22 protein-coding genes, 1 tRNA gene and 1 pseudogene are annotated in these 19,596 nt (G+C 69.2%); 17 read left to right on the forward strand and 7 right to left on the reverse strand.

Annotated elements, in window-relative coordinates; translation table 11 throughout:
* The 6 genes from AC01Y6_RS00980 to AC01Y6_RS01005 all read left to right on the forward strand — a co-directional run.
* Positions 1-204 (forward strand): Uma2 family endonuclease (locus AC01Y6_RS00980; RefSeq protein WP_476669843.1); only part of this gene is annotated, 204 nt, incomplete at its 5' end.
* A gap of 2 nt (positions 205-206) precedes the next feature.
* Positions 207-1,244, forward strand: a complete 1,038-nt coding sequence (gene argC / locus AC01Y6_RS00985; RefSeq protein WP_476669869.1) for an N-acetyl-gamma-glutamyl-phosphate reductase — start codon at positions 207-209, stop codon at positions 1,242-1,244.
* Positions 1,235-2,380, forward strand: a complete 1,146-nt coding sequence (argJ, locus tag AC01Y6_RS00990; RefSeq protein WP_428721299.1) for a bifunctional glutamate N-acetyltransferase/amino-acid acetyltransferase ArgJ — start codon at positions 1,235-1,237, stop codon at positions 2,378-2,380. The genes argC and argJ overlap by 10 nt, the downstream gene beginning before the upstream one ends.
* 105 nt (positions 2,381-2,485) lie before the next feature.
* Positions 2,486-3,055, forward strand: coding sequence for a hypothetical protein (locus AC01Y6_RS00995; protein ID WP_428721298.1), 570 nt, complete (start codon positions 2,486-2,488; stop codon positions 3,053-3,055).
* A 22-nt stretch (positions 3,056-3,077) separates the two neighbouring features.
* Positions 3,078-3,362, forward strand: coding sequence for a hypothetical protein (locus AC01Y6_RS01000; protein ID WP_347242038.1), 285 nt, complete (start codon positions 3,078-3,080; stop codon positions 3,360-3,362).
* Positions 3,359-3,796: a DUF420 domain-containing protein gene (locus AC01Y6_RS01005; RefSeq protein WP_476669844.1), complete on the forward strand. Its 438-nt coding sequence runs from the start codon at positions 3,359-3,361 to the stop codon at positions 3,794-3,796. The genes AC01Y6_RS01000 and AC01Y6_RS01005 overlap by 4 nt, the downstream gene beginning before the upstream one ends.
* Here the strand turns inward: AC01Y6_RS01005 and minC are convergent.
* From minC to deoC, 7 genes are all read right to left on the reverse strand, one after another.
* Entirely contained in the window at positions 3,786-4,313 is a 528-nt protein-coding gene (minC, locus tag AC01Y6_RS01010) for a septum site-determining protein MinC (RefSeq protein ID WP_347242040.1), read from the reverse strand. The genes AC01Y6_RS01005 and minC overlap by 11 nt on opposite strands.
* Positions 4,314-4,322: 9 nt before the next feature.
* Entirely contained in the window at positions 4,323-6,056 is a 1,734-nt protein-coding gene (locus tag AC01Y6_RS01015) for a penicillin-binding transpeptidase domain-containing protein (protein WP_476669845.1), read from the reverse strand.
* Entirely contained in the window at positions 6,053-6,502 is a 450-nt protein-coding gene (gene mreD / locus AC01Y6_RS01020; RefSeq protein WP_476669846.1) for a rod shape-determining protein MreD, read from the reverse strand. Before mreD ends, AC01Y6_RS01015 begins: the two co-directional genes overlap by 4 nt.
* Positions 6,499-7,287 (reverse strand): rod shape-determining protein MreC, encoded by a 789-nt coding sequence (gene mreC / locus AC01Y6_RS01025; protein WP_476669848.1) that lies wholly within the window; start codon positions 7,285-7,287, stop codon positions 6,499-6,501. Before mreC ends, mreD begins: the two co-directional genes overlap by 4 nt.
* Positions 7,284-7,853: a Maf family protein gene (locus AC01Y6_RS01030; protein WP_428720026.1), complete on the reverse strand. Its 570-nt coding sequence runs from the start codon at positions 7,851-7,853 to the stop codon at positions 7,284-7,286. The genes mreC and AC01Y6_RS01030 overlap by 4 nt, the downstream gene beginning before the upstream one ends.
* Before the next feature lie 104 nt (positions 7,854-7,957).
* Positions 7,958-9,100, reverse strand: coding sequence for a phospholipase D-like domain-containing protein (locus tag AC01Y6_RS01035; protein WP_428721293.1), 1,143 nt, complete (start codon positions 9,098-9,100; stop codon positions 7,958-7,960).
* On the reverse strand, positions 9,090-9,752 hold the full coding sequence (deoC, locus tag AC01Y6_RS01040; RefSeq protein ID WP_428720021.1) for a deoxyribose-phosphate aldolase: 663 nt from the start codon (positions 9,750-9,752) through the stop codon (positions 9,090-9,092). The genes AC01Y6_RS01035 and deoC overlap by 11 nt, the downstream gene beginning before the upstream one ends.
* Before the next feature lie 72 nt (positions 9,753-9,824).
* On the opposite strand from deoC, the gene ychF reads away from it, so the two are divergent.
* The 11 genes and pseudogenes from ychF (at position 9,825) to AC01Y6_RS01095 (ending at position 19,546) form a co-directional block, all read left to right on the forward strand.
* Positions 9,825-10,931, forward strand: a complete 1,107-nt coding sequence (gene ychF, locus AC01Y6_RS01045; RefSeq protein ID WP_476669850.1) for a redox-regulated ATPase YchF — start codon at positions 9,825-9,827, stop codon at positions 10,929-10,931.
* A 38-nt stretch (positions 10,932-10,969) separates the two neighbouring features.
* Positions 10,970-11,043, forward strand: a tRNA-Gln gene (locus AC01Y6_RS01050).
* Positions 11,044-11,086: 43 nt separating this feature from the next.
* A pseudogene (locus tag AC01Y6_RS01055) lies at positions 11,087-11,442 on the forward strand (response regulator).
* A 17-nt stretch (positions 11,443-11,459) separates the two neighbouring features.
* Entirely contained in the window at positions 11,460-13,526 is a 2,067-nt protein-coding gene (locus tag AC01Y6_RS01060) for a transglycosylase domain-containing protein (RefSeq protein ID WP_476669851.1), read from the forward strand.
* Positions 13,523-14,257 (forward strand): RNA methyltransferase, encoded by a 735-nt coding sequence (locus AC01Y6_RS01065; RefSeq protein ID WP_428716911.1) that lies wholly within the window; start codon positions 13,523-13,525, stop codon positions 14,255-14,257. Before AC01Y6_RS01060 ends, AC01Y6_RS01065 begins: the two co-directional genes overlap by 4 nt.
* Positions 14,250-15,797 carry a sensor histidine kinase gene (locus tag AC01Y6_RS01070; RefSeq protein ID WP_476669852.1) on the forward strand — a complete coding sequence of 516 codons (1,548 nt, stop codon included), beginning with the start codon at positions 14,250-14,252 and terminating at the stop codon, positions 15,795-15,797. The genes AC01Y6_RS01065 and AC01Y6_RS01070 overlap by 8 nt, the downstream gene beginning before the upstream one ends.
* A 54-nt stretch (positions 15,798-15,851) precedes the next feature.
* Complete coding sequence (locus tag AC01Y6_RS01075; protein WP_476669853.1) at positions 15,852-16,337, forward strand: low molecular weight protein-tyrosine-phosphatase; 486 nt, start codon at positions 15,852-15,854, stop codon at positions 16,335-16,337.
* A complete protein-coding gene (locus tag AC01Y6_RS01080; protein WP_476669854.1) occupies positions 16,300-17,088 on the forward strand; it encodes a fructosamine kinase family protein in 789 nt (262 codons plus the stop codon). Before AC01Y6_RS01075 ends, AC01Y6_RS01080 begins: the two co-directional genes overlap by 38 nt.
* Positions 17,064-17,813, forward strand: a complete 750-nt coding sequence (locus tag AC01Y6_RS01085) for a DUF4388 domain-containing protein (RefSeq protein WP_476669856.1) — start codon at positions 17,064-17,066, stop codon at positions 17,811-17,813. The genes AC01Y6_RS01080 and AC01Y6_RS01085 overlap by 25 nt, the downstream gene beginning before the upstream one ends.
* Positions 17,814-17,829: 16 nt before the next feature.
* The gene (locus AC01Y6_RS01090; protein WP_428716388.1) at positions 17,830-18,675 is read left to right on the forward strand and encodes a pseudouridine-5'-phosphate glycosidase; all 846 of its coding nucleotides are present in this window, start codon (positions 17,830-17,832) and stop codon (positions 18,673-18,675) included.
* Between the two features lie 4 nt (positions 18,676-18,679).
* Entirely contained in the window at positions 18,680-19,546 is an 867-nt protein-coding gene (locus AC01Y6_RS01095) for a RodZ domain-containing protein (RefSeq protein WP_428720906.1), read from the forward strand.
* The last annotated feature ends 50 nt before the right edge of the window (positions 19,547-19,596 follow it).

Genomic DNA, 19,596 nt, shown 5'->3' on the forward strand with positions numbered 1-19,596 from the left:
CTGGACTATGACCTCTCCAAGAAGGTCCCCCTCTACGCCAAGGGGGGCGTGCCGGAGGTCTGGGTCCAGGACCTCCTGGGCGGGCGGCTCCTCCTCTTCCGCACCCCCGAGGGGGACCACTACCGGGAGCAGATCTGGGTGAAGCCCGGGGAAAGGGTTTCCCCCCTGGCCTTCCCCGAGGCCAGCCTGGAGGTCCCGTGGTGAGGGTGGGGATCCTCGGGGCCTCGGGGTACGGGGGGGCGGAGCTCCTCAGGCTCCTCAAGGCCCACCCCGGGGTGGAGCTCGTGGGGTTTTCCAGCCGGAAGCATGAGGGAAGGCCCCTCGAGGCCGCCTGGCCCCAGCTTTGGGACGGGAGGCCCTTCGCCTCCCAAGAGGAGGTCCTGGAGCGGGCGGAGGTGGTCTTCCTCGCTCTTCCCAACGGGCTTTCCATGGAGATCGCTCCCAGGGCCCTAAAGGCCGGCAAACGGGCCATTGACCTCTCCGGGGACTTCCGCCTGCCCCCCGAGGTCTACGAGGCCTGGTACCGCATCCCCCATAAGAGCCCGGACCTCTACCGGGAAGCGGTCTACGGCCTCCCCGAGCTCCACCGGGAGGAGCTTAAAGGGGCGAGGCTCGTGGCCAACCCTGGCTGCTACGTCACCGCCACCACCCTGGCCCTCGCCCCCTTGGCGGCGGAAGGGGTCTTGAAGGGGGCCTTCGTGGTGGGCCTAAGCGGGGTCTCGGGGGCGGGGCGGGAGGGGGAAGGCACCTTCTTCGCCGAGGTGAACGAGAACCTCAAGCCCTATAAGGCGGGGGGCGCCCACCGCCACATCCCCGAGATGGAGCAAAACCTGGGGAGGGTCTTGGCCCAGGGGAGGCGGGTGCGCACCCACGGGGAGGCGAGGGCGCTGCGGCTTTCCTTCACCCCCCACCTGGTGCCCATGACCCGGGGGATTCTCGTCACCGCCGAGGCGGAGGTGGAGGGCGCTTGGAGCCAGGGGGCCCTGGAGGCGCTTTATCGGGACTTTTACGCCAAGGAGCCCTTTGTGCGGGTCCTCGAGGGGCTTCCCGAGACCAAGGGCACCCTGGGAAGCAACCGGGTGGACCTCAGGCCCCTCTACGAGGAAAGGACCGGGCGGGTCCTGGTCTTCGCCGCCTTGGACAACCTGGTGAAGGGCATGGCGGGCCAGGCGGTGCAGAACCTGAACCTGATGCTGGGCTTTTCCGAGGAGACCGCGCTTCCCAAGGAGGGCGTATGGCCGTGAGGCTTCCTAGGGGATTTAGGGCGGGGGCCACCCGGGCGGGGATCAAGCCCTCGGGCAAGCCCGACCTCGCCCTTTTGGTTTCTGGCCTTCCCGCCGCCTGGGCCTACGTGGCCACCAGGAACCGGGCCGCGGCTCCTTCCATCCACCGGGGGAGGGCGCTTTACGCCTCGGGGAAGCCCTTGAGGGCCGTGGTGGTGAACGCCGGGAACGCCAACTGCGCCACCGGGGAGAGGGGCTTCCAGGACGACCGGCGCATGGCCGAGCTCGCCGCCTTGCGCCTTGGGCTTTCCCCGGGGGAGGTCCTCACCGCCTCCACCGGGGTCATCGGCGTGCCCTTGCCCGTGGAAAAGATAGAGAGGGGCTTACCCCAGATAGATCTGGCTCCCTTCGCCGATCCCTTCGCCGAGGCCATCCTCACCACGGACCTGGTGGCCAAGGTGGCCGAGGCCGAGGTGGGGGGGGCGAGGATCGTGGGCCTCGCCAAGGGAAGCGGCATGATCCACCCCAACATGGCCACCATGCTGGCCTTTTTAGTGACGGACGCGCTGGTTCCCCAGAAGGCCCTAAGGGAGGCCTGGGGGGGCATCGTGGACCGCACCTTCAACCAGGTGACCGTGGACGGGGACACCTCCACCAACGACCTGGCCCTCCTCATGGCCAACGGGGCCTATGGGGAGGTACCCTTGGAGGACTTCTTCAAGGCGGTGGAGGAGGTCGCCCAAACGCTCGCCCGCATGATCGCCCGGGACGGGGAGGGGGCCACCAAGCTCATGGTGGTGCGGGTAAGGGGGGCGGCCACGGCGGAGGAGGCGCGGCGGGCGGCGAGGGCCATCGCGGGGAGCGCCCTCTGGAAGGCCGCCCTCTACGGCAACGATCCCAACTGGGGCAGGATCCTGGCCGCCCTCGGCAACTCGGGGGCTCGGTTTGATCCCTTACGGGTGCGCATCGTTCTCCAGGGGATCCCCCTCTACGAGGGGGGGGCCCTCCCCTTTGACCGGGAGGCGGCGAGCCGGGCCATGCGGGCCGAGGAGGTGGAGGTCTTGGTGGACCTGGGGGAGGGGGAGGGGGAAGGGGAGGCCTATGGCTGCGACCTCACCGAGGGGTACGTGCGCATAAATGCCCTCTACACCACTTGACGGGCTTAACCCTCAGGGTCGCTAAGGGGCTTTTGTCTACTGCTTGAAGGTCGGCGTGAACTACGGCTTTTAGCGCCGTTGTGGCGAAGGGGTAAACTGGAGGGGATGCGTTGGCTTCCCCTCCTTGTTTTTTTGCTCGCTTCCTGCGCCCGGCCCGACACGGCTCCGCCGGAACTCGGCCTGGTGGAGCCCGGCGGAGGGGGCCTCGCCCCTGGGCGGAACCTCTTGGTGGAGGGCTACGCCTTTGACCCCTCGGGGGTGGCGAGCGTGCGGGCAGGAGGCCAGGAGGTGCTTCCCCCGGAGGAGAAGGGGAAGAAGCTCGTCCGCTTCCGTTTCCGCCTGCGGGCTCCCGCCTCGGGGCAGGTGGAGGTGCGCCTCGAGGCGGAGGATCTCCTGGGCAACCGGGGGGAAAAGCGGGTGCCCTTGGTCCTGGACGCCTCGCCCCCCCGCATCGTGGTGGAGCGGGTGGAGGAGGAAGGGGCCCGGGTCCGGGTTTACGGCTGGGTGGAGGACAACGTGGGGGTGGACCGGGTGACCCTCCAGGTGGGGGGACGGTTCACCCCCCTCTCCCTACCCAAGGAGGCGAGGGTTCCCTTCTTTGTGGAGGCGCCTCGAGGGGCCCTCCTGGTGGCGGTGGACGCCGCCGGGAACCGCTCCTCCCGCCGCCTTCCCTAGCCGTGGTACACTGCCCCTCGGTATGCCGGATACCGGCGAAACCTTGGCCCATCTGGCCCGGGCCTTGAGGGAGACACCTCCCCACCCTGAGGCCTCTTCCAGAATCCGGGAGATCGCCAAGCTCCTGCACCGCCTGCCCCCTTCCCGGGAGCGGGACGGGCTTTTGGCGGTGGCTTACCTCCGTCTGTACCAGGCCTTAAGGAAGGAGGAGGACTACCTGAGGGGGTATAGCTACGCCCGCACCGCCCGGCTGGAGGCGGTGCGGCTCATGGCCGAGCGGTTGGCCGGGACCTGGGAGGGAAAATGAAGGAGCTCTTGGGGCTTTTGGCGGTCTGGTCCATCGTGCTTTCGGGGTTGGCCTTGCTGGGGGGCGTGGCCCTCATCCGGAGAGGGAACCGGGTAGCGCACCACCGGGCGATGCTCACCGCCACGGGCCTGGCCGTCCTCTTTTTGGTCTTCTACCTGGCCAAGTGGGGGCTCTACGGCACCACGGCCTACGGGGGCCCCGAAGCCTGGCGGGGGGCGTACTACTTCGTGCTCCTCAGCCACACCCTCCTCGCCGCCATCAACGGGCCCCTGGCCCTCTACGTCATCTGGCGGGCTTTTCGCGAGGAGTTTGCCCTGCACAGGCGCTGGGCGCGGGTCCTGGTCCCCGTCTGGCTCTACGTGGCCCTCACGGGCTGGATTATTTACCTGGTGCTCAAGCGCTACGGCGTGGAAACCGGAGGCCTTACCTTCTAGCCCAGGGCTCCACCACGATCCGGCCCCCCTCCACCCGGGCCCGTTCGGGGCCCCGGGCCTTTTCCCCTTCCGGGGCCTGGGCCAGATGGGGGCCGATGCGCACCTGCTTCGCGGCGAGCTCCAGGGCGAAGATGAAGCGCTCCTCGTCCCCCAAAGCCCCGGCGTGGGCCAGGCCCCTCAGCTTGCCCACCACGATCACGTCCCCCCCCGCCACCACCTCCGCTCCAGGGTTCACGTCCCCCAGGACCACCACGGTGCCCGGGTGCTCCACCCGTTCTCCAGAGCGCAAGGTCTTGGCCACCACCAGGGTGCCCACGGGGAGGCGCCCTCGAGGGGGAGACAGGGTGAGGGGCCGCCCCAGGGCGAGGAGGGCCTCCAGGACCTCCTGGCCCACGGGGCCCGCCACCTCCACCTCCAAGGGTAACCCCTCGGGCAGGTCCAAGGACCGGATGGCCTCGGGGGTTTCGCCGCCGTCCAGGCGAAGGGCCAGGGCCTTGGGGGTGGCGCGAAGCCGCATGGGGCTATTCTACCGGGCTATCCCCCAGTAGGCGGCCATGACCTTCTTCACCGCAGGAAGGGCCACCCGGCTGCCCTCCCCGCCGTTTTCAAAGAAGGCCACCACCACCAGGGGTGGGTAGGGGGCGCCCGGATCGGTGGGGCCGTAGCCCATGTACCAGGCGTGTTCCAGCCCCACCCGTTTGCTCGGGGTTTCGGCGGTGCCGGTCTTGCCCCCGGTGGGCACGGGAAAGCTCCCCAGGACGTGCCGGGCCGTGCCCTCGGTCACGGTTTTGCGAAGGCCCTCCTGCAGGACCTGCCAGTAGCGCCCAGGTACCCTTTGCCCCTCCGGGCGCATCTCGGCCTTGCCCAGGCGCTTCACCAGGTGGAGCTGGGGTCTGAACCCGCCGTTGGCCAGGGTGGCGAGCATCCGGGCGATCTGGGCGGGGCTCGCCAGAACGGGACCTTGCCCGATGGCCACGGAGAGGGTTTCCCCGGGGTACCAGGGCTCCCCGTAAGCCTCCCGCTTCCAGGCACGGGTGGGGAGGAGGCCCACCTTCTCGGCCACCTCCAGGCCCGTGCCCTCTCCGAGACCTAGGAGCCGGGCTCTTTCCGCCAGGCGATCCACGAAGCCCAGGGGGTCCTGGGCCACCGCCTGGTAGTACCAGGTGTTGCAGCTCCAGGCGATGGCCTCCCGAACCGTCATGGGGCCCATGTCCCGGCCGGCCCAGTTGCGCCGGATCTGCCCGCCGAAGACGATATAGGGGCTGCAGCGGAAGGTGGTGGTGGGGGTCACGTACCCCTCCTCCAGGAGGGCGTAGCTCGTGGCCAGCTTGAAGGTGGAGCCGGGGGTGTAGGGCTGGACCGCCCGGTTGAGGAGGGGGAGGTCGGGGTCTTGGAGAAGGGCCCCCACCTCCTTGGGCACCGGGCGCCTGGCGAAGAGGTTCGGGTCAAAGGAGGGGGAGGAGGCCATGGCCAGCACCTCCCCGCTCCTCGGGTCCAGGGCCACGATGGCCCCCTTGACCCTTCGGGCTAAGGGAAGCCCCTGGAGGCGCCTACCGGCGTTGATGTCGTCCAAAGCCTCCTCCAGGGCCCGTTCCGCCGCCTTCTGCAGGTCCAGGTCCAGGGTGAGGACCACGTCCTGGCCGGGTACAGGCTCCTCCAAGACGGTTTCCCGGAGGCGCTCGCCTTTGACGTTCACCTCCACGGCCTTCACGCCCCGCCTTCCCCTCAGATAGGGTTCCAGGGCGGCCTCGAGGCCCGCCTGGCCCACCTCTTCCTCGGGGCTGTAGCCCCGCTTCACCTGCTCCGCGTTGGCCAGGAGGACGTAGCCCAAAACCGGCCCGGAGATGGGATTGGGGTAGTAGCGCTCCACCCGCTCCACCAGCTTCAGGTTCTTCTGGCCGGCGGTGAGCTCGGCCAGGGTGGGCAAGAGGTGCTCCGGGACCCCCGCCTTCAGCACCACGGGGCCTTGGGCCCTGGGCAGATCCTTCAAGCCCAGAAGGGGCAAGAGCCTTTCCTTGAAGAGAACTTCTCCGCCCTCGTAGACCAGGTCCACCACCAGGCGGTCCTGGGCGATGACCCGGCCCTTGCGGTCCAGGATCCGGCCCCTGGGGGCGGGAAGGCCCTCGGTTTTCAGGTAGTTGCCCTGGCTCCTAAGGGCGTACCTCTCGTGCTCCAGGACCTGAAGCTGCCAAGCCCGAAGGCCAAGGAGGCCGAAGGCCACGAGAAAAAACACCATTAGGGCGTAGAGGCGGCCGATCATGGGGATCTACCCAGGCGCAGGGCGAGGAGGTAAAGGGGGAGGGTGAAAAGACCTTCCAAAAGCAGGTCCCCAAGAACCAGGGGCGGCAGGTCCAGGCGGAGCCAGTAGGCCACCAGGCAGTAGCCGAGCCACTTGGCCAGAAAAGCCCAGAAGAAGGCGAAGAGGCGGGGGAGGTAGCCCTCTGGGCTTAGGCGGCGGCCGGCGGCGTAAAAGGCGTAGGTGGCCAGGGTGAGGCCCACCGCGTGGAGCCCCAAGAGCCCGTAGCCCAGAAGGTCTTGAAGAAGGCCCAAGGAGAAGGCTGCGGGCAGGCCCAGGTAAAAAGGCCTTCGGGCGGCGTACCAGAGGGCCAGGACCAGGAAGAGATCGGGGGCCATGGCCCCTTGGGGCCAGAGGGCGGAAAGGAGCCCCGAGAGGAAGAGGGTGAGAAGGGCCAGGAAGGGGATCATAGGGGCCTCAGGACCATGACCTCTTCCAGGAGGGAGAGGTCCACCAAGGGGCGGACCCAGGCCCGAAGTTTTAAGCCTCCCGGGGACCGCTCCACCCGCTCCACCCTGCCCACGGGGATGCCGTCGGGGAAAAGCCCTAAAGGGGCCCCGGTGAGGAGGAGGTCCCCCGGGTTGAGCCTCACGCTGGGGGGAAACTCGGCCACGAGGTGGCCGGGAGGGGCCCCCCGGGCGATGCCCCTCCCCGGGGCCCTCTCGGGGCGCACCCCCACCTGGCTTTCCGGGTCCAGAAGGGTGCGCACCAGGGCCCGCCGCTCCTCCACTTCCACCACCAGGCCCACCAGCCCTTCGGGGGCGGTGACGGGCATGCCCACCCGGAGGCCGTCCCGCTCCCCCAGGCCCAGGACCAGGCGGCGGTAGAGGCCCGAAAGGTCCTCCCCCACCACGGGGGCCACGGCCCAAAGCCCGGGGGCCTGGCTTTGGCGGACCCGGAGGGCGCGCTCCAGCTGGTTCACCTTGAGGGCGAGGCGTTTGTTCTCCGCCTCCAGGAGGGCCACCTTGGCTCTTAGGGCCCGATTTTCCCCGTAGAGGTCCTGGCGGTTGGCCAGGGCGCTCAAGGCCGCCTTCAGGTTCTGCCCCAGGCGGTAGCCCCAGGCGGGCAGGGGGGCGGTGAGGGGAGAGAGGGCCAGGGTGAGCCTGGGGGCCAGGGGCCGGGTAAGGGCGGAAAGGGCGAGGCCCAAAAGGAGGAAAAGGAAGAGGAGGCCTCGGCGGAGGGCGGTTTCCCTCATGGCCGGAACCCCCGTTCCCAAAGGAGGGCGAAGACCCGGGAGACGGGGAGGCCCACCACGGTGTAGAAGTCCCCCTCCACCCGCTCCAGGAGGGCCATGCCCAAGCCCTGGGCCCCGTAGCCCCCCGCCTTGTCCAGGCCCTCGCCGCTATCCACGTACCAGGCGATCTCCTCCTCGGAAAGCGGCCGGAAGAAGACCTTGGCCGTGTGCACTTCCTCCACCATCTCCTTTGGGGTGCGGAGGTAGAAGGCGGTGTGCACCAGGTGGGGCCTGCCCGAGAGGCGCCTGAGGAAGAGGCGGTTTTCCTCCGGGTCCTTGGGCTTGCCCAGAACCTCCCCGTCCAGGTCCACCACCGTGTCCGCGGCCAGGACCCATTCCCCCCTCACGGCCTCCCCTTTGCGCCGGGCCAGGGCCTGGGCCAGGGCCTTAGGGGGAAGGGGGAGGTCTTCTTCCTCTACCCCCGGCACCACCACCCGCACGCGGTAGCCCAAAGCCTCAAGAAGGGCCTTCCTCCGGGGGCTACCGGAGGCCAGAACCAGGACGGGGGAGCCCTCCGAAGGCGGGATCGTGCCCTTTTGGCGGGAATCCTTCTCCCAAGCCGAGGCAGAACGGCCCTGGGAATGGCCCTTTCCAGGGCCCCCGTGCTGGCGTAAGCCAGCGTGGGCTGGTATCAGAGGGGTTTCCCTTCCTCCCATAACCGCAGCACCTCCCGGCGGTACCGCTCCGCCAAAGGGGGGCTTTCCAGGACCAGGAGGTTCTCGTTGTTCACCTGCCAGGCCCTGGCGGTGAAGTTGTAGCTTCCCGTGACCACCCTGGTCCCGTCCAGGACGATGACCTTGTGATGGAGGGTGTAGGGGTTCCCGTCCTGGCGCACGGGGATGCCCGCCTTGAATAGGTCCTCCTCGCGGCTATCCCTCAGGTTGCGGCTTTCCAGGAGGACCCGCACCTGGACGCCCCTTTGGTGGGCCTTTTCCAGGGCCTCTACCAGCTTTCGGTCGGTGAGGACGAAGGCGGCTACCAGGATCTCCTTCCTGGCCTGGGCCACGGCCTGAAGGAGGGCCTCCCGCGCCCTCTCCCCTCCCTTGGGGCTGAAGTAGGCTCTTCCCGAGAGGGGGGGGTCCTCGAGGCGGAAGGCCACGGGAAGGCCCAGGCCTTCCTTCTCCCCTCCGAAGAGGGCCTGGAACTCCCGGGCGTAGCCCTGGGCCAGGGTGGGGGAGGGGAGGAGGAGGCTGTTTTCGTTGTTGCGGGCGAAGGCGTTCCAGGTCATGTTGGTGCTCCCCGTCCACACCGCCTTCCCGTCCGCCACCAGGAACTTGTGGTGCATGAAGCCTTCCCGCTCGTCGTAGCACACGGGAATGCCCGCGATCTCCTCGCACTCTAGGGAGGTGGGGCGCACCCTCTCCCTTAGGGCCGCCTGGGGCACCCGGGGAGGTTCTTGGGTCTGCCCCAGGCTTGCCCCCACCAGGTAGCGGCGGAAGTCCTCCCGGTAGTCGCTTTCCCCGTAGAGCCGCACCTTCACCCCCCGCCGCTTCGCCCGCAGGAGGCCCTGGGCGATCTCCAGGTCGCGGAACTCGTAGAAGGCCCCCTCCAGGCTTTCCTGGGCCCCGTCCATGAGGGCGAGAAGTCGGGCCTTGGCCCTTTCCCCGTCCTCGGGCATGAAGTAGACCTCAGGCCCGCCTCCCTCCAGGGGGGCCTTTTCCGGGGTGGGCCCGGGGCGGAGCTCCTGGAAGAGCCAAAGGAGAAGGAGGACGAGAAGGACGAGGTAGCCGGGAAGCCCGGCGATCTCCTTCTTACGGGGCCTTCTAGTACCCAAGGTTTCCCCCTTCTCCCCTGACCAGGGCCACCCCGCTGGAGGTGCCAAGCCTCTTGGCCCCGGCCTCCAGCATCTTGAGGGCGGTTTCCCGGTCCCTTATGCCCCCCGCCGCCTTCACCTGGGCCCGGCCCCGGGCTACCCGGACGAGGAGCTCCACGTCCGAAAGGCTCGCCCCTCGAGGGCCAAAGCCCGTGGAGGTCTTGAGGAAGTCCGCGCCTCCCCCTATGGCCGCCTCCGCCAGGCGGGCCACCTCTTCGGGGGAGAAGTACCCCGTTTCCAGGATCACCTTGAGCACCGCTTTGGGGACGGCCTCCCGCACCGCCCGCACCTCCTCTTCCACGTAGGCCACCTCCCCCGCCTTGGCCCGGCCCAGGTGGATGACCATGTCCACCTCGTCCGCCCCTCGGGCCAAAGCGAGGGCGGCCTCCAGGGCCTTCGCCTCCTTCTCCTGGTAGCCCAGGGGAAACCCCACCACCGTCACCAGGCGGAAGGGCGCGTGGGGGTAGGCTTGGCGCACCAGGGCCACGAAGGAAGGGGGGATGCAGAGGCCAAAAAACCCGTACTCCAGCGCCTCCTCCGCCGCCTTAAGCACCTCCTCCGGGGTGGCGGTGGGCCGGAGGAGGGTGTGGTCGATGTGGGCGGCCAGGTCCATACCCCGCCATCATACGAAACCCGCGTGCTAGGATGGGAAGAAGCCCCGTTCGGGGCTTTTTTTGAGGTCAAGATGCTTGCCGTAGGAATCGTAGGTCTACCCAACGTGGGCAAGTCCACCCTGTTCAACGCCCTCACCCGGGCGGGGGCCCTCGCCGCCAACTACCCCTTCGCCACCATAGACAAGAACGTGGGGGTGGTGCCCCTGGAGGACGAAAGGCTCTATGCCCTGCAGAAGGCCTTCGCCAAGGGGGAGCGGGTGCCGCCCGTGGTGCCCACCCACGTGGAGTTCGTGGACATCGCCGGGCTCGTCAAAGGGGCCCACAAGGGGGAAGGGCTTGGGAACCAGTTCCTGGCCCACATCCGCGAGGTGGCGGCCATCGCCCACGTCCTCCGCTGCTTCCCCGACCCCGAGGTGGTCCACGTCATGGGCCGGGTGGACCCCCTGGAGGACGCGGAGGTGGTGGAAACCGAGCTCCTCCTCGCCGACCTCGCTACCCTGGAGAAGCGGCTTGAGCGCCTGAGGAAGGAGGCCCGGGCCGACCGGGAAAAGCTTTCCCTCCTAGAGGCGGCCGAGGCCCTTTACGCCCACCTCCAGGAAGGCAGGCCCGCCCGCACCTTTCCCTCCTCGGAGGAGGTGGCCCGCTTCCTCAAGGAGACCCCCCTCCTCACCGCCAAGCCCGTGATCTACGTGGCCAACGTGGCCGAGGAGGACCTGCCCGAGGGGGAGCAAAACCCCCACGTCCAAGCGGTGCGGCGGAAGGCGCAAGAGGAGGGGGCCGAGGTGGTGGTGGTCTCGGCGAGGCTCGAGGCCGAGCTCGCCGAGCTTTCCGAGGAGGAGGCCAAGGAGCTCCTTTCCGCCTACGGGCTTAAGGAAAGCGGCCTCCAGCGCCTCGCCCGGGCGGGCTACCGGGCTTTGGGCCTCCTCACTTTCTTCACCGCCGGGGAAAAGGAGGTGCGGGCCTGGACCGTGCGGCGCGGGACCAAGGCCCCCCAGGCCGCCGGGGAGATCCACTCCGACATGGAGCGGGGCTTCGTCCGGGCCGAGGTCATCCCCTGGGACCGCTTGGTGGAGGCCGGGGGGTGGGCGCGGGCCAAGGAGCGGGGGTGGGTGCGCCTCGAGGGCAAGGACTACGAGGTCCGGGACGGGGACGTCCTCTACATTCTTTTCAACGTTTGACGTCCCTTCCCTTTTGCTCTACAATCGGCCTTGGCCGCTGGGGCGTCGTCTAATGGCAGGACAGCGGACTTTGGATCCGCCGGTCGTGGTTCGAGTCCACGCGCCCCAGCCACCTTTTTCACACAGCTTTCGCAAAGCCCGGATAGACCGCTTCCGTGGCGGCGGACTATCCGGGCCCGCTCCTATTAAGCCGCAACCAGGCCTTACGGGCCTATGTGGAGCTGGTCCTTTCCGAAAGGGGTTCCCCGTTCAGGCGTTTGACCTGGCCCGGGAGGGCCTTTTTTGGCTTAACACCCCTCGCCATATCCTCTTGGACGAGGACCTGGACGTGGACGCCTTCGCCGTGGCCGCCCGCATCCGCCACGTGCGACGGCTCAAGGAGGTCCCCCTCGCCGTCCTCATCTCCCCTCAGGAAAAGCTCCGCACCACCGCCGAGGTGGTGCGGGTGACCCCCATAGAAAAGCCTCTCACCCGGGAGAAGCTCTTTCGGTTTATGGGCCTTTCGGCCTAGAGGGTAAACTTAGGGGCGTGCGGGCGTTGCGCTTTCTCTTCCTCGCCCTTGTGGGGCTTCTCTTTGGGGTCCTTCTGGCCTTGGGCTATCTGGCCTACGCCTACACCCGGGGCCTCCCGGACCTCTCCCAGTTTGAGCGCTTGCGCCTCACCGCCACCTCCACCCTCTACGCCCGGGACGGTACCCCCCTGGCCCAGATCGCCAGCGTGGAGGAGGGTAGGGCCATCCACCGGAGCCTGGTCCGCCTTGCGGAGGTCTCCCCGGCGGCGGTGGCCGCCGTGGTGTTCTCCGAGGACCGCCGCTTCTTCCGGCACTACGGGGTGGACGTTCTTAGGGTTTTGGGGGCGGTCTACGCCATCGCCCGGGGGGACCTGCAGGGGGGAAGCACCATCACCACCCAGGTCATCAAGAACACCCTCCTTAAGGAGCTGGCCCAGGCCCGCTCCTTGGAGCGGAAGTTCAAGGAGTGGGCCCTGGCTTTAGAGCTGGAGAGGCGCTACACCAAGGAGGAGATCCTGGAGATGTACTTAAACGTTGTGCCCTGGGGGGGGAACGCCGTGGGCATCAAGGGGGCGGCGGAGGCCTATTTCGGCAAGGACCCTGCCGCCCTCACCCTCTCCGAGGGGCTTTACCTGGCCTCCCTCATCCCCGCGCCCAACGCCCGCTACCAGGACCTGAAGGGGGTGCGGGAAAGGATGCGCCTTCTCCTCCAAAAGATGGTGGAGGAGGGGTGGGTGAGCGAGGAGGTGGCGGAGGCCGCCTGGAAAGAGCCCCTCGTCCCAAAGGGCTGGGAGGCGCGCTACGATGCCCAGGGCAACCTCCTGGAGGCCCGCCTGGTGGACCCCGAAGCCCGCCTTCTCAGGCAGCTGGACTACCGCATGGCCCCCCACTTCGTCCTGGAGGTGCGGCGCTTCCTCGAGGCCCGCTTTGGCAAGGAGAAGGTCTACGGGGAGGGGGGGCTTAAGGTCTACACCACCCTGGACCCCGCCATGCAGCGGGCGGCGGAGGAGGTGGCCCGTAGGGCCCGCCTGCCTGAGGGGGCGGAGCTCGCCCTGGTGGCCTTGGACCCCGCGACGGGAGAGGTCTTGGCCCTGGTGGGGGGGGTGCGGCGGGAAGGGGACGAGTACAACCGGGCCACCCGGGCCTTAAGGAACCCGGGGAGCGCGGTCAAGCCCTTCGTTTACGCCACCGCCTTTGAGGCGGGCTGGACCCAGGCCACCTTGGTGCCGGACAGGCCCTTGGAGTTCCCCGACCCCAGCCAGCCTGGGGGGCTTTGGCGGCCCAAGAACTTTTCCGGCACCTTTCTCAACCGGGAGATCACCGTGCGCTACGCCCTGGACCTCTCCTTGAACCTGCCCGCCATCTACACCGCCCAGGCCATCGGCGTGGAGCGGGTGGCGGAGAAGCTCTCCCGGGCCGGGTTCGCCGTGAAGTACCCCACCTTGGCCATCGCCATCGGGGGGGCTTCCATTACCCCGGTGGACCTGGCCGCCGCCTACGCCGCCTTCGCCAACGGGGGTTACCGGGTGGCGCCCCTCTACGTGCAAAGGGTGGAGGACGGCGAGGGGAGGGTGCTCTACCAGGCCGCCCCCGAAAGGCGCCGCCTCTTTGACCCCCTGGCGGCCTACCAGGGCTGGGACCTCCTCAAGGGGTACGTGTACGACCTGGGGGAAAAGGGCCTGGCCAAGGGAGCGCGGGTTCCGGGGCGGGTGGTGGGGGGGAAGACCGGGACCACCAACGAGGCCCGGGACCTCTGGTTCGCCGGCCTCACCCAAGGGCTTTCCGTGGTGGTCTGGGTGGGGCGGGACGACAACCAGCCCTTGCGCATGGGCGGGCGGGAGCCCTCCAGCTCGGTGGTGAACCCCCCCATCTTCCGGGACTTCGTGGCCGAGGCGCTGAGGGGCCGCCCAGGCGGGGACTTCCCCATGCCCTCGGGCCTAGTGCGGGCGCGGGTGGACCTCCTTTCGGGGTACGCCTCCCAAGGCGGGGTGCAGATGGTCTTCCCCCGGGGCAAGGAGCCTCCGCCGCCCCCTCCACCGGAGGCCCCCCCGCCCCAGGAACCCCCCCCGGAGGGGACCCCATGAGCCTCCTCGCCCAGGTCCGCGTGGTCCTGGTGGAGCCCCAAGAGCCCATGAACGTGGGGGCCGTGGCCCGGGCCATGCGCAACTTCGGCCTTTCTCGGCTTTACGTGGTGAACCCCGGGCCCCGGGTGGGCCCGCCTTGGGCGCAGGAGGCCTACTGGCTGGCGGTGCACGCGGAGGAGATCCTGGACCAGGCGGTGGTGGCCCCTGGGCTCCTCGAGGCCCTTCGGGGGGTGCAGCGGGTGGTGGCCACCACGGGGAGGCCGAGGGAGCTCTACCCCGCTCCCGTGGTGCCCGCCTGGGAGGTGCCCCGGCACGTGCTTTCCGCGGAGGGGGAGGTGGCCTTGGTCTTCGGCCGGGAGACCTTCGGCCTCACCAACGAGGAGCTGGACCTGGCCCACCTCATCGGCACCATCCCCACGGCGCCCGAGCAGCCCTCCCTGAACCTGGCCCAGGCGGTGGTGGTCTTCGCCTACGAGCTTTTCAAGGCGGCCTCCCAGGGGGAAGGGGGGCCTAAGGAGGAGCTGGCGGAGGTCTCGGCCCTCGAGGCCCTCTTCCAGGACCTGGGGCGCTACATTTTGGAGATCGGCTTCACCGATGCCAACCGCTTCCCCTACGCCATGCGCCGCCTGAGGCGCATCCTCCACAAGGCGAGGCTTTCCCCCGGGGAGGTCCAGCTCTTGAGGGGGCTTCTCCACCAAAGCCGCTACCGGATGAGGAACCGAGATGGTTAGCGAGAACCTCCTGCGCCTGGTCCGCCTGGCCCAAAGGCTCCTCCCGCCCTTGATCGCCGCCGTGGTGGTGGCCTTTGAGCTGGCCCTTCTGCCCTACCGGCACCAGGACATGACCCTATGGCTCCGCCTGGGCTTTTACGGCCTGGTGGGGCCTTTGGTGACCTACGCCGTTTTGGAGTGGATCGCCCAGGAGGTCCTGGAAAAGGTCCGGGCCGAGCGGGCCCTGGAGGAGGCCAACCGCCGTTTGCAGGCGGCGGGGAGGATCTTCCGGGAGGCCCTAAAGAGCCAGAACCTGGAGGAGGCCACAGGCCGCCTGGCCCAAGCCCTCCAGGAAACCCTGGGCTACGGGGTGGCCCTGGAGGTGGAGGGGGTGCGGGCGGGGGAGGAGTGCGGGGGGCTCAGGGTGGAGCTCCCCGGCCTAAGGGGCTTTCTGGAAGCCTGCTCTGAGGCCCCTGACCGGGTCTTTTTGGAGGTGCTGGCCCACGAGGTGGCGGGGGCCTTGCAGTCCGTGGTGGCCCGGAGCCGGGACTTCCTTACCCTCTACGAGGTGGACCAGGCCCTGAAGGCCGAGGCCAACCTGGACCGGCTCTTAGAAGGTCTTCTGGAGCGCATCCGCGCCTGGGCCGAGGCCCAGGGGGGAGGGGTGCTCCTCCTGGACGAGGAGGGCTTCCTGGTGCCCCGGGTGGTGCGGGACCTGGATCTCCCGGGCCACCCCTTTCTCCCGGAAGGCCCCTGGCGAGGAGCCTTGGAAGGCCCCATCTTCGTGGCCCGGGACACCTTGGCCCTGCCCCTCAGGGCCCGGGAGACCGTGGGGGTGCTGGTCTTGAGAGGCCAGGGGCTTTCCCGCCGCATCCCCTTCCTCTCCTTTTTGGCCTCCCAGGTGGCCCTGGCGGTGCGGAACGCCCAGGCCTACCTCAGGGCGGAAGAGCTCGCCATCAACGAGGAGAGGACCCGTATCGCCCGGGAGATCCACGATGGGCTGGCCCAGAGCCTGGCCTTCATGGCCCTGAAGCTGGACCTGGCGGAAAGGCTCTTGGCCAAGGACCAGGAAGCGGCCCTTAAAGCCCTCCGGGAGGTCAAGGACACCCTGAGGGCCCAGATCCGCGAGGTCCGGCGGAGCATCTTCGCCCTAAGGCCCATTGACCTGGAGCGTTACGGCTTTCTGGAGTCCGTGCGGCGCTACGCCCAGGCCTTCGCCGAGCAGGCGGGCTTCCGGGTGCTCCTCTCCTTGCCCGAGCGGGTGGGGCTTTCCCAGGCCAGCGAGCTGGTCCTCTTCCGGGTGCTCCAGGAGGCCCTCACCAACGCCGCCAAGCACGGCAAGCCCACCCGGGTGGAGGTGGTCCTGGAGCCCTTGGGAGAGCGGGGGGCAAGGCTTACCGTGAGGGACAACGGCAAGGGCTTCCAAAGCCCCGAGGCGGCGGGCCTAGGGGGGTTTGGCCTTACCCAGATGCGCGAGAGGGTGGAGGCGAGGGGAGGGCGTTTCCTGGTGCGCTCCGAGCCCGGAAAGGGTACGGAAGTGGTGGCGGAGGTGCCCTACTGAGGCCACCCCGTGCCGGCGTGGGGGAACCGGGTTGGGGCCCTTTATGATGGGAGCATGGACCGGCCCGTCCGCGTGCTCTTCGTGTGCCTGGGAAACATCTGCCGTAGCCCCCTGGCCGAGGGAGCCTTCCGCAAGCTCCTGAAGGAGCGGGGCCTCGAGGCCCACTTTGAGGTGGACTCGGCGGGCACCGGGGCCTGGCACGCCGGGGAGCCCATGGACCCCAGGGCCCGGCGGGTCTTGGAGGAGGAGGGGGCTTACTTCCCCCACGTGGCCCGGGCCATGACCCCGGAGGACGCCCGCTACTACGACCACATCCTGGTCATGGACCGGGAGAACCTGCGGGAGGTGGAAAGGCGCTTTCCCGAGGCCCGGGGCAAGGCCCGCCTCCTCCTGGAGGAGTTGGGTGGGGGGGAGGTGCCGGACCCCTACTACGGGGACCTCCAGGACTGCCGGGAGGTTTACTGGACGGTGGAGGCCGCGGCCAGGGCCTTTTTGGAAAGGCATGGACCCCCTGTCCCTGTTGAGGAAGGCGGGGCTTGAGGCGGAAGGCCCTCCTGTCCCCCTCCACGGGGGGGATATGGCCCGGGTCTACCGGGTGGGGGCCTACGTGGTGAAGACGGCGGAAGACCCTCCTCGAGGCCTGTTTCCTGCGGAGGCCGAGGGGCTTTCCGCCTTGAGGGCCTGGGGCGCGCCGGTCCCTAGGGTCTACTGGTGGGGGGAGGAGGGCCTGGTGCTGGAGTACCTCCCCCCAGGCCCTGAGGACTGGGAGGGGTTGGGGCGGGGGCTTGCGGCCCTGCACCGGGGGCGGGGGGAGGCCTACTGGGCGGGGGCCGGGTTCTTGGGCACCTTTCCCTTGCCCGGGAGGCAAGGGGGGGATTGGACGGAGTTTTTCTTCCTGCGGTGCGTGGAGCCTTTCCTAAGGGCCACCTGGAAACGGCTGGGCGGGCTGGGCCCCAAGGTGGAGGCCCTTTTCCACAGGCCTTTGCCCACGGAGGGGCCTTCTCCCCTGCACGGTGACCTCTGGCACGGGAACGTGCACTTTTCCCAAAGGGGTCCGGTCCTGCTGGACCCTTCCTTCTTCGTGGGGGAGCGGGGGGTGGACCTGGCCATGATGCGGCTCTTCGGCGGTTTTCCCGAGACCTTCTGGCGGGCGTACCGGGAGGCCTACCCCGTTCCCGAGGAGGTGGAAAGGGCCCTTCCCCGCTACCAGGTCTACTACCTCTTGGCCCACGTCCACTTCTTCGGGGAAGGCTACCTGGGGGCTTTATGGAAGGCGATTTCCGCCTCTTAGGGCCCATCGACCTCCTCCAACTCTTGGCCCAGGGGGGAAAGACCGGGGTCTTCCGGGTGGAGGGGGGGGAGGTTTACCTGGAGGGCGGTAGGCCCGTGCACGCCGCCTACCGAGGGAAGGAGGGGAAGGAGGCCCTTCTCGCCCTTCTCGCCCTTAAGGAGGGGGATTTTCGCTTTCTTCCCGGGGAGCGGGCGCCCCGCACTTCCTTAAGCGGGCCCTTGGAGGGGTACCTCTTGGAGGCCCTTCGCCTGTTGGACGAGGGGGTGGAGGTGGGCCCTTTTGACCTGGTGCGGCCAAGCCCGAAGGCCAAAGAGGCCGAGGCCACCCTGGAGCCCGCCGAGCTCGCCCTCCTCCTGGCCCTGGAAGGGGGTAAAAGCCCCCTGGACCTCCTTCCCGCCACGGGCTTTCCCCTGGGGGAGGTGCTCAAGCGCCTGGGGCGGCTGGCCCGGCTCCGCCTGGTGGAGGTGGCCCCCAGGGTGCCCCACGCCGCCAGGCTCCGGGTGGCCCTGGGGAAGCGGGGGGCCCAGGTGGACGGGCTTCTCCTCGCCGCCTGGCGGGTCCACTACGGGGAGTTTGCCCGGGTGCGGGTGCGGGGAGCCCGGGAGGCCTCCTTGGCGGTGGAGGGGGCAGAGGGGCTTGGGGCGGAGCTACGGCTTGCCCCCGAGCTGCTCCTCTTTCACGGCTTCAGGGTAGGGGAGGAGGTTTGGGTCTGGCCCGAGGTGTAGGCCTATACTGAAAGCCATGCCCGAAGCCCTGGTGGCCTTGGAGTCCGCGGTCCTCACCCACGGCCTGCCCTACCCCTTGAACCTGGAAACCCTCGAGGCCCTGGAAGAGGCGGTGCGCGAGGAGGGGGCCACCCCCAAGACCATCGCCCTGGTGGGGGGAGAGGTGCGCCTAGGCCTAACCCCCGAGGAAAAGGCCCGCCTGGCCCAAGGAGGAGCCGACAAGGCCAGCCTCTGGAACCTGGCCGCCCTCCTGGCTCAAGGGAAGAGCGCCGGCACCACCGTGGCCGCCACGGCCCACCTGGCCCACCTCCACGGCATAGAGGTCTTCGCCACCGGGGGGATCGGCGGGGTGCACCCCGAGCCCTACGACGAGAGCGCCGACCTCGTGGCCCTCTCCCGCACCCCCATCCTGGTGGTCTCGGCGGGGCCAAAGGCCATCCTGGACCTCGCGGCCACCCTGGAGCGGCTGGAGACCCTGGGGGTGAGCGTGGTGGGCTACCGCACCGACCGCCTCCCCGCCTTTTATGCCCCCTCTTCCCCGTACCCCCTGCCCGCCCGGGTGGAGACGCCCCTGGAGGCCGCCCTCCTTTTCCGCAAGGCGAAGGAGCTCGGCCTTGGGGGTGTGCTCCTGGTGAACCCGGTCTCCCAGGGCCTCCCCTACGAGGAGGTGGCCCGGATGGTGGCGGAGGCCAACCGCCAGGCCGCGCGCGAGGGCGTCTTTGGCAAGGCCCTCACCCCCTACCTCCTCCGCCGCCTCGGCGAGCTTTCCCAGGGGGAGACCGACCGGGTGAACCGGAGGCTCCTCCTGGAAAATGCCCGCCTGGCGGCCCGCGTGGCCCTGGCCCTTTCGGGGTTAGAATAGTCTTGTGTGCGAGCTGGGGGAGAGGCTTAGACGGGCGCGGGAGGAGCGGGGCCTAAGCCTAAAGGAGGCGGCCTCCCGCTTGGCCTTGAAGGTGGCGGTCCTCGAGGCCCTGGAGGCGTGCCGCTTTGAGCGGCTTCCCGAGCCCGCCCTGGCCCGGGGGTACCTCCGGCGCTACGCTCTCCTTTTGGGCCTGGACCCCGAGCCCCTCCTTTCCCTGTACCCCGCCGCCCCCGTTTCTCCTCTCCCTCCTCCCCGCCCCAAGGGACGGCGCCTTCCCTGGGGCCTTTTCCTGGCCCTCTTCCTCCTCTTGGGCCTGGGTTACGGGGCCTACCTCCTTCTTCGGCCAAGCCCCGCCCGGGTGGTGGAGCTTCCTCCCGAGCCCGCGCCCAAGGCGCCGGAGCGCTACCCCTTGAGGGTGGCTTCCGAGCCCCCTGGGGCCCGGGTTTACCTGGACGGCTTTTACCTGGGCCAGACCCCCCTGGAGGCCCCGCCCCTGGAGGGGGGAAGGCGGGTCCTCCGCCTGGAGCTTCCCGGATACCGGCCCGTGGAGGAGGAGATCTCCCTGGACCGGCCCCTCGCCCTCCGCTACCGCCTTCAGGCCCTGCCCGAGAACCCTGGGCCGCCTCCCCAGGAGGCCCCGGCCTCCTCGGGGAAGCTCGTCCTTAAGGTGGAGGGCCGGAGCTGGCTTCGGGTCACCCGGGGAGGGAAGCGGCTTTACGAGGGCATCCCCGAGGTGGGGGCGGAGCTTGCCTTTGACCTGCCCGTGGAGGTGCGCTCCGGCAACCCAGGGGCGGTGCGGGTCATCCTGGAGGGGAAGGACCTGGGGCCTTTGGGGGAGCCTGGCAAGCCCCTCACCCGGAGCTTTCCCTGAGGGGCCCGCTGGAAAAGGCCTCCCTTCTTGGCTATACTCTTCCTTTGTTG

The sequence above is a fragment of the Thermus sp. genome, from assembly GCF_056332225.1.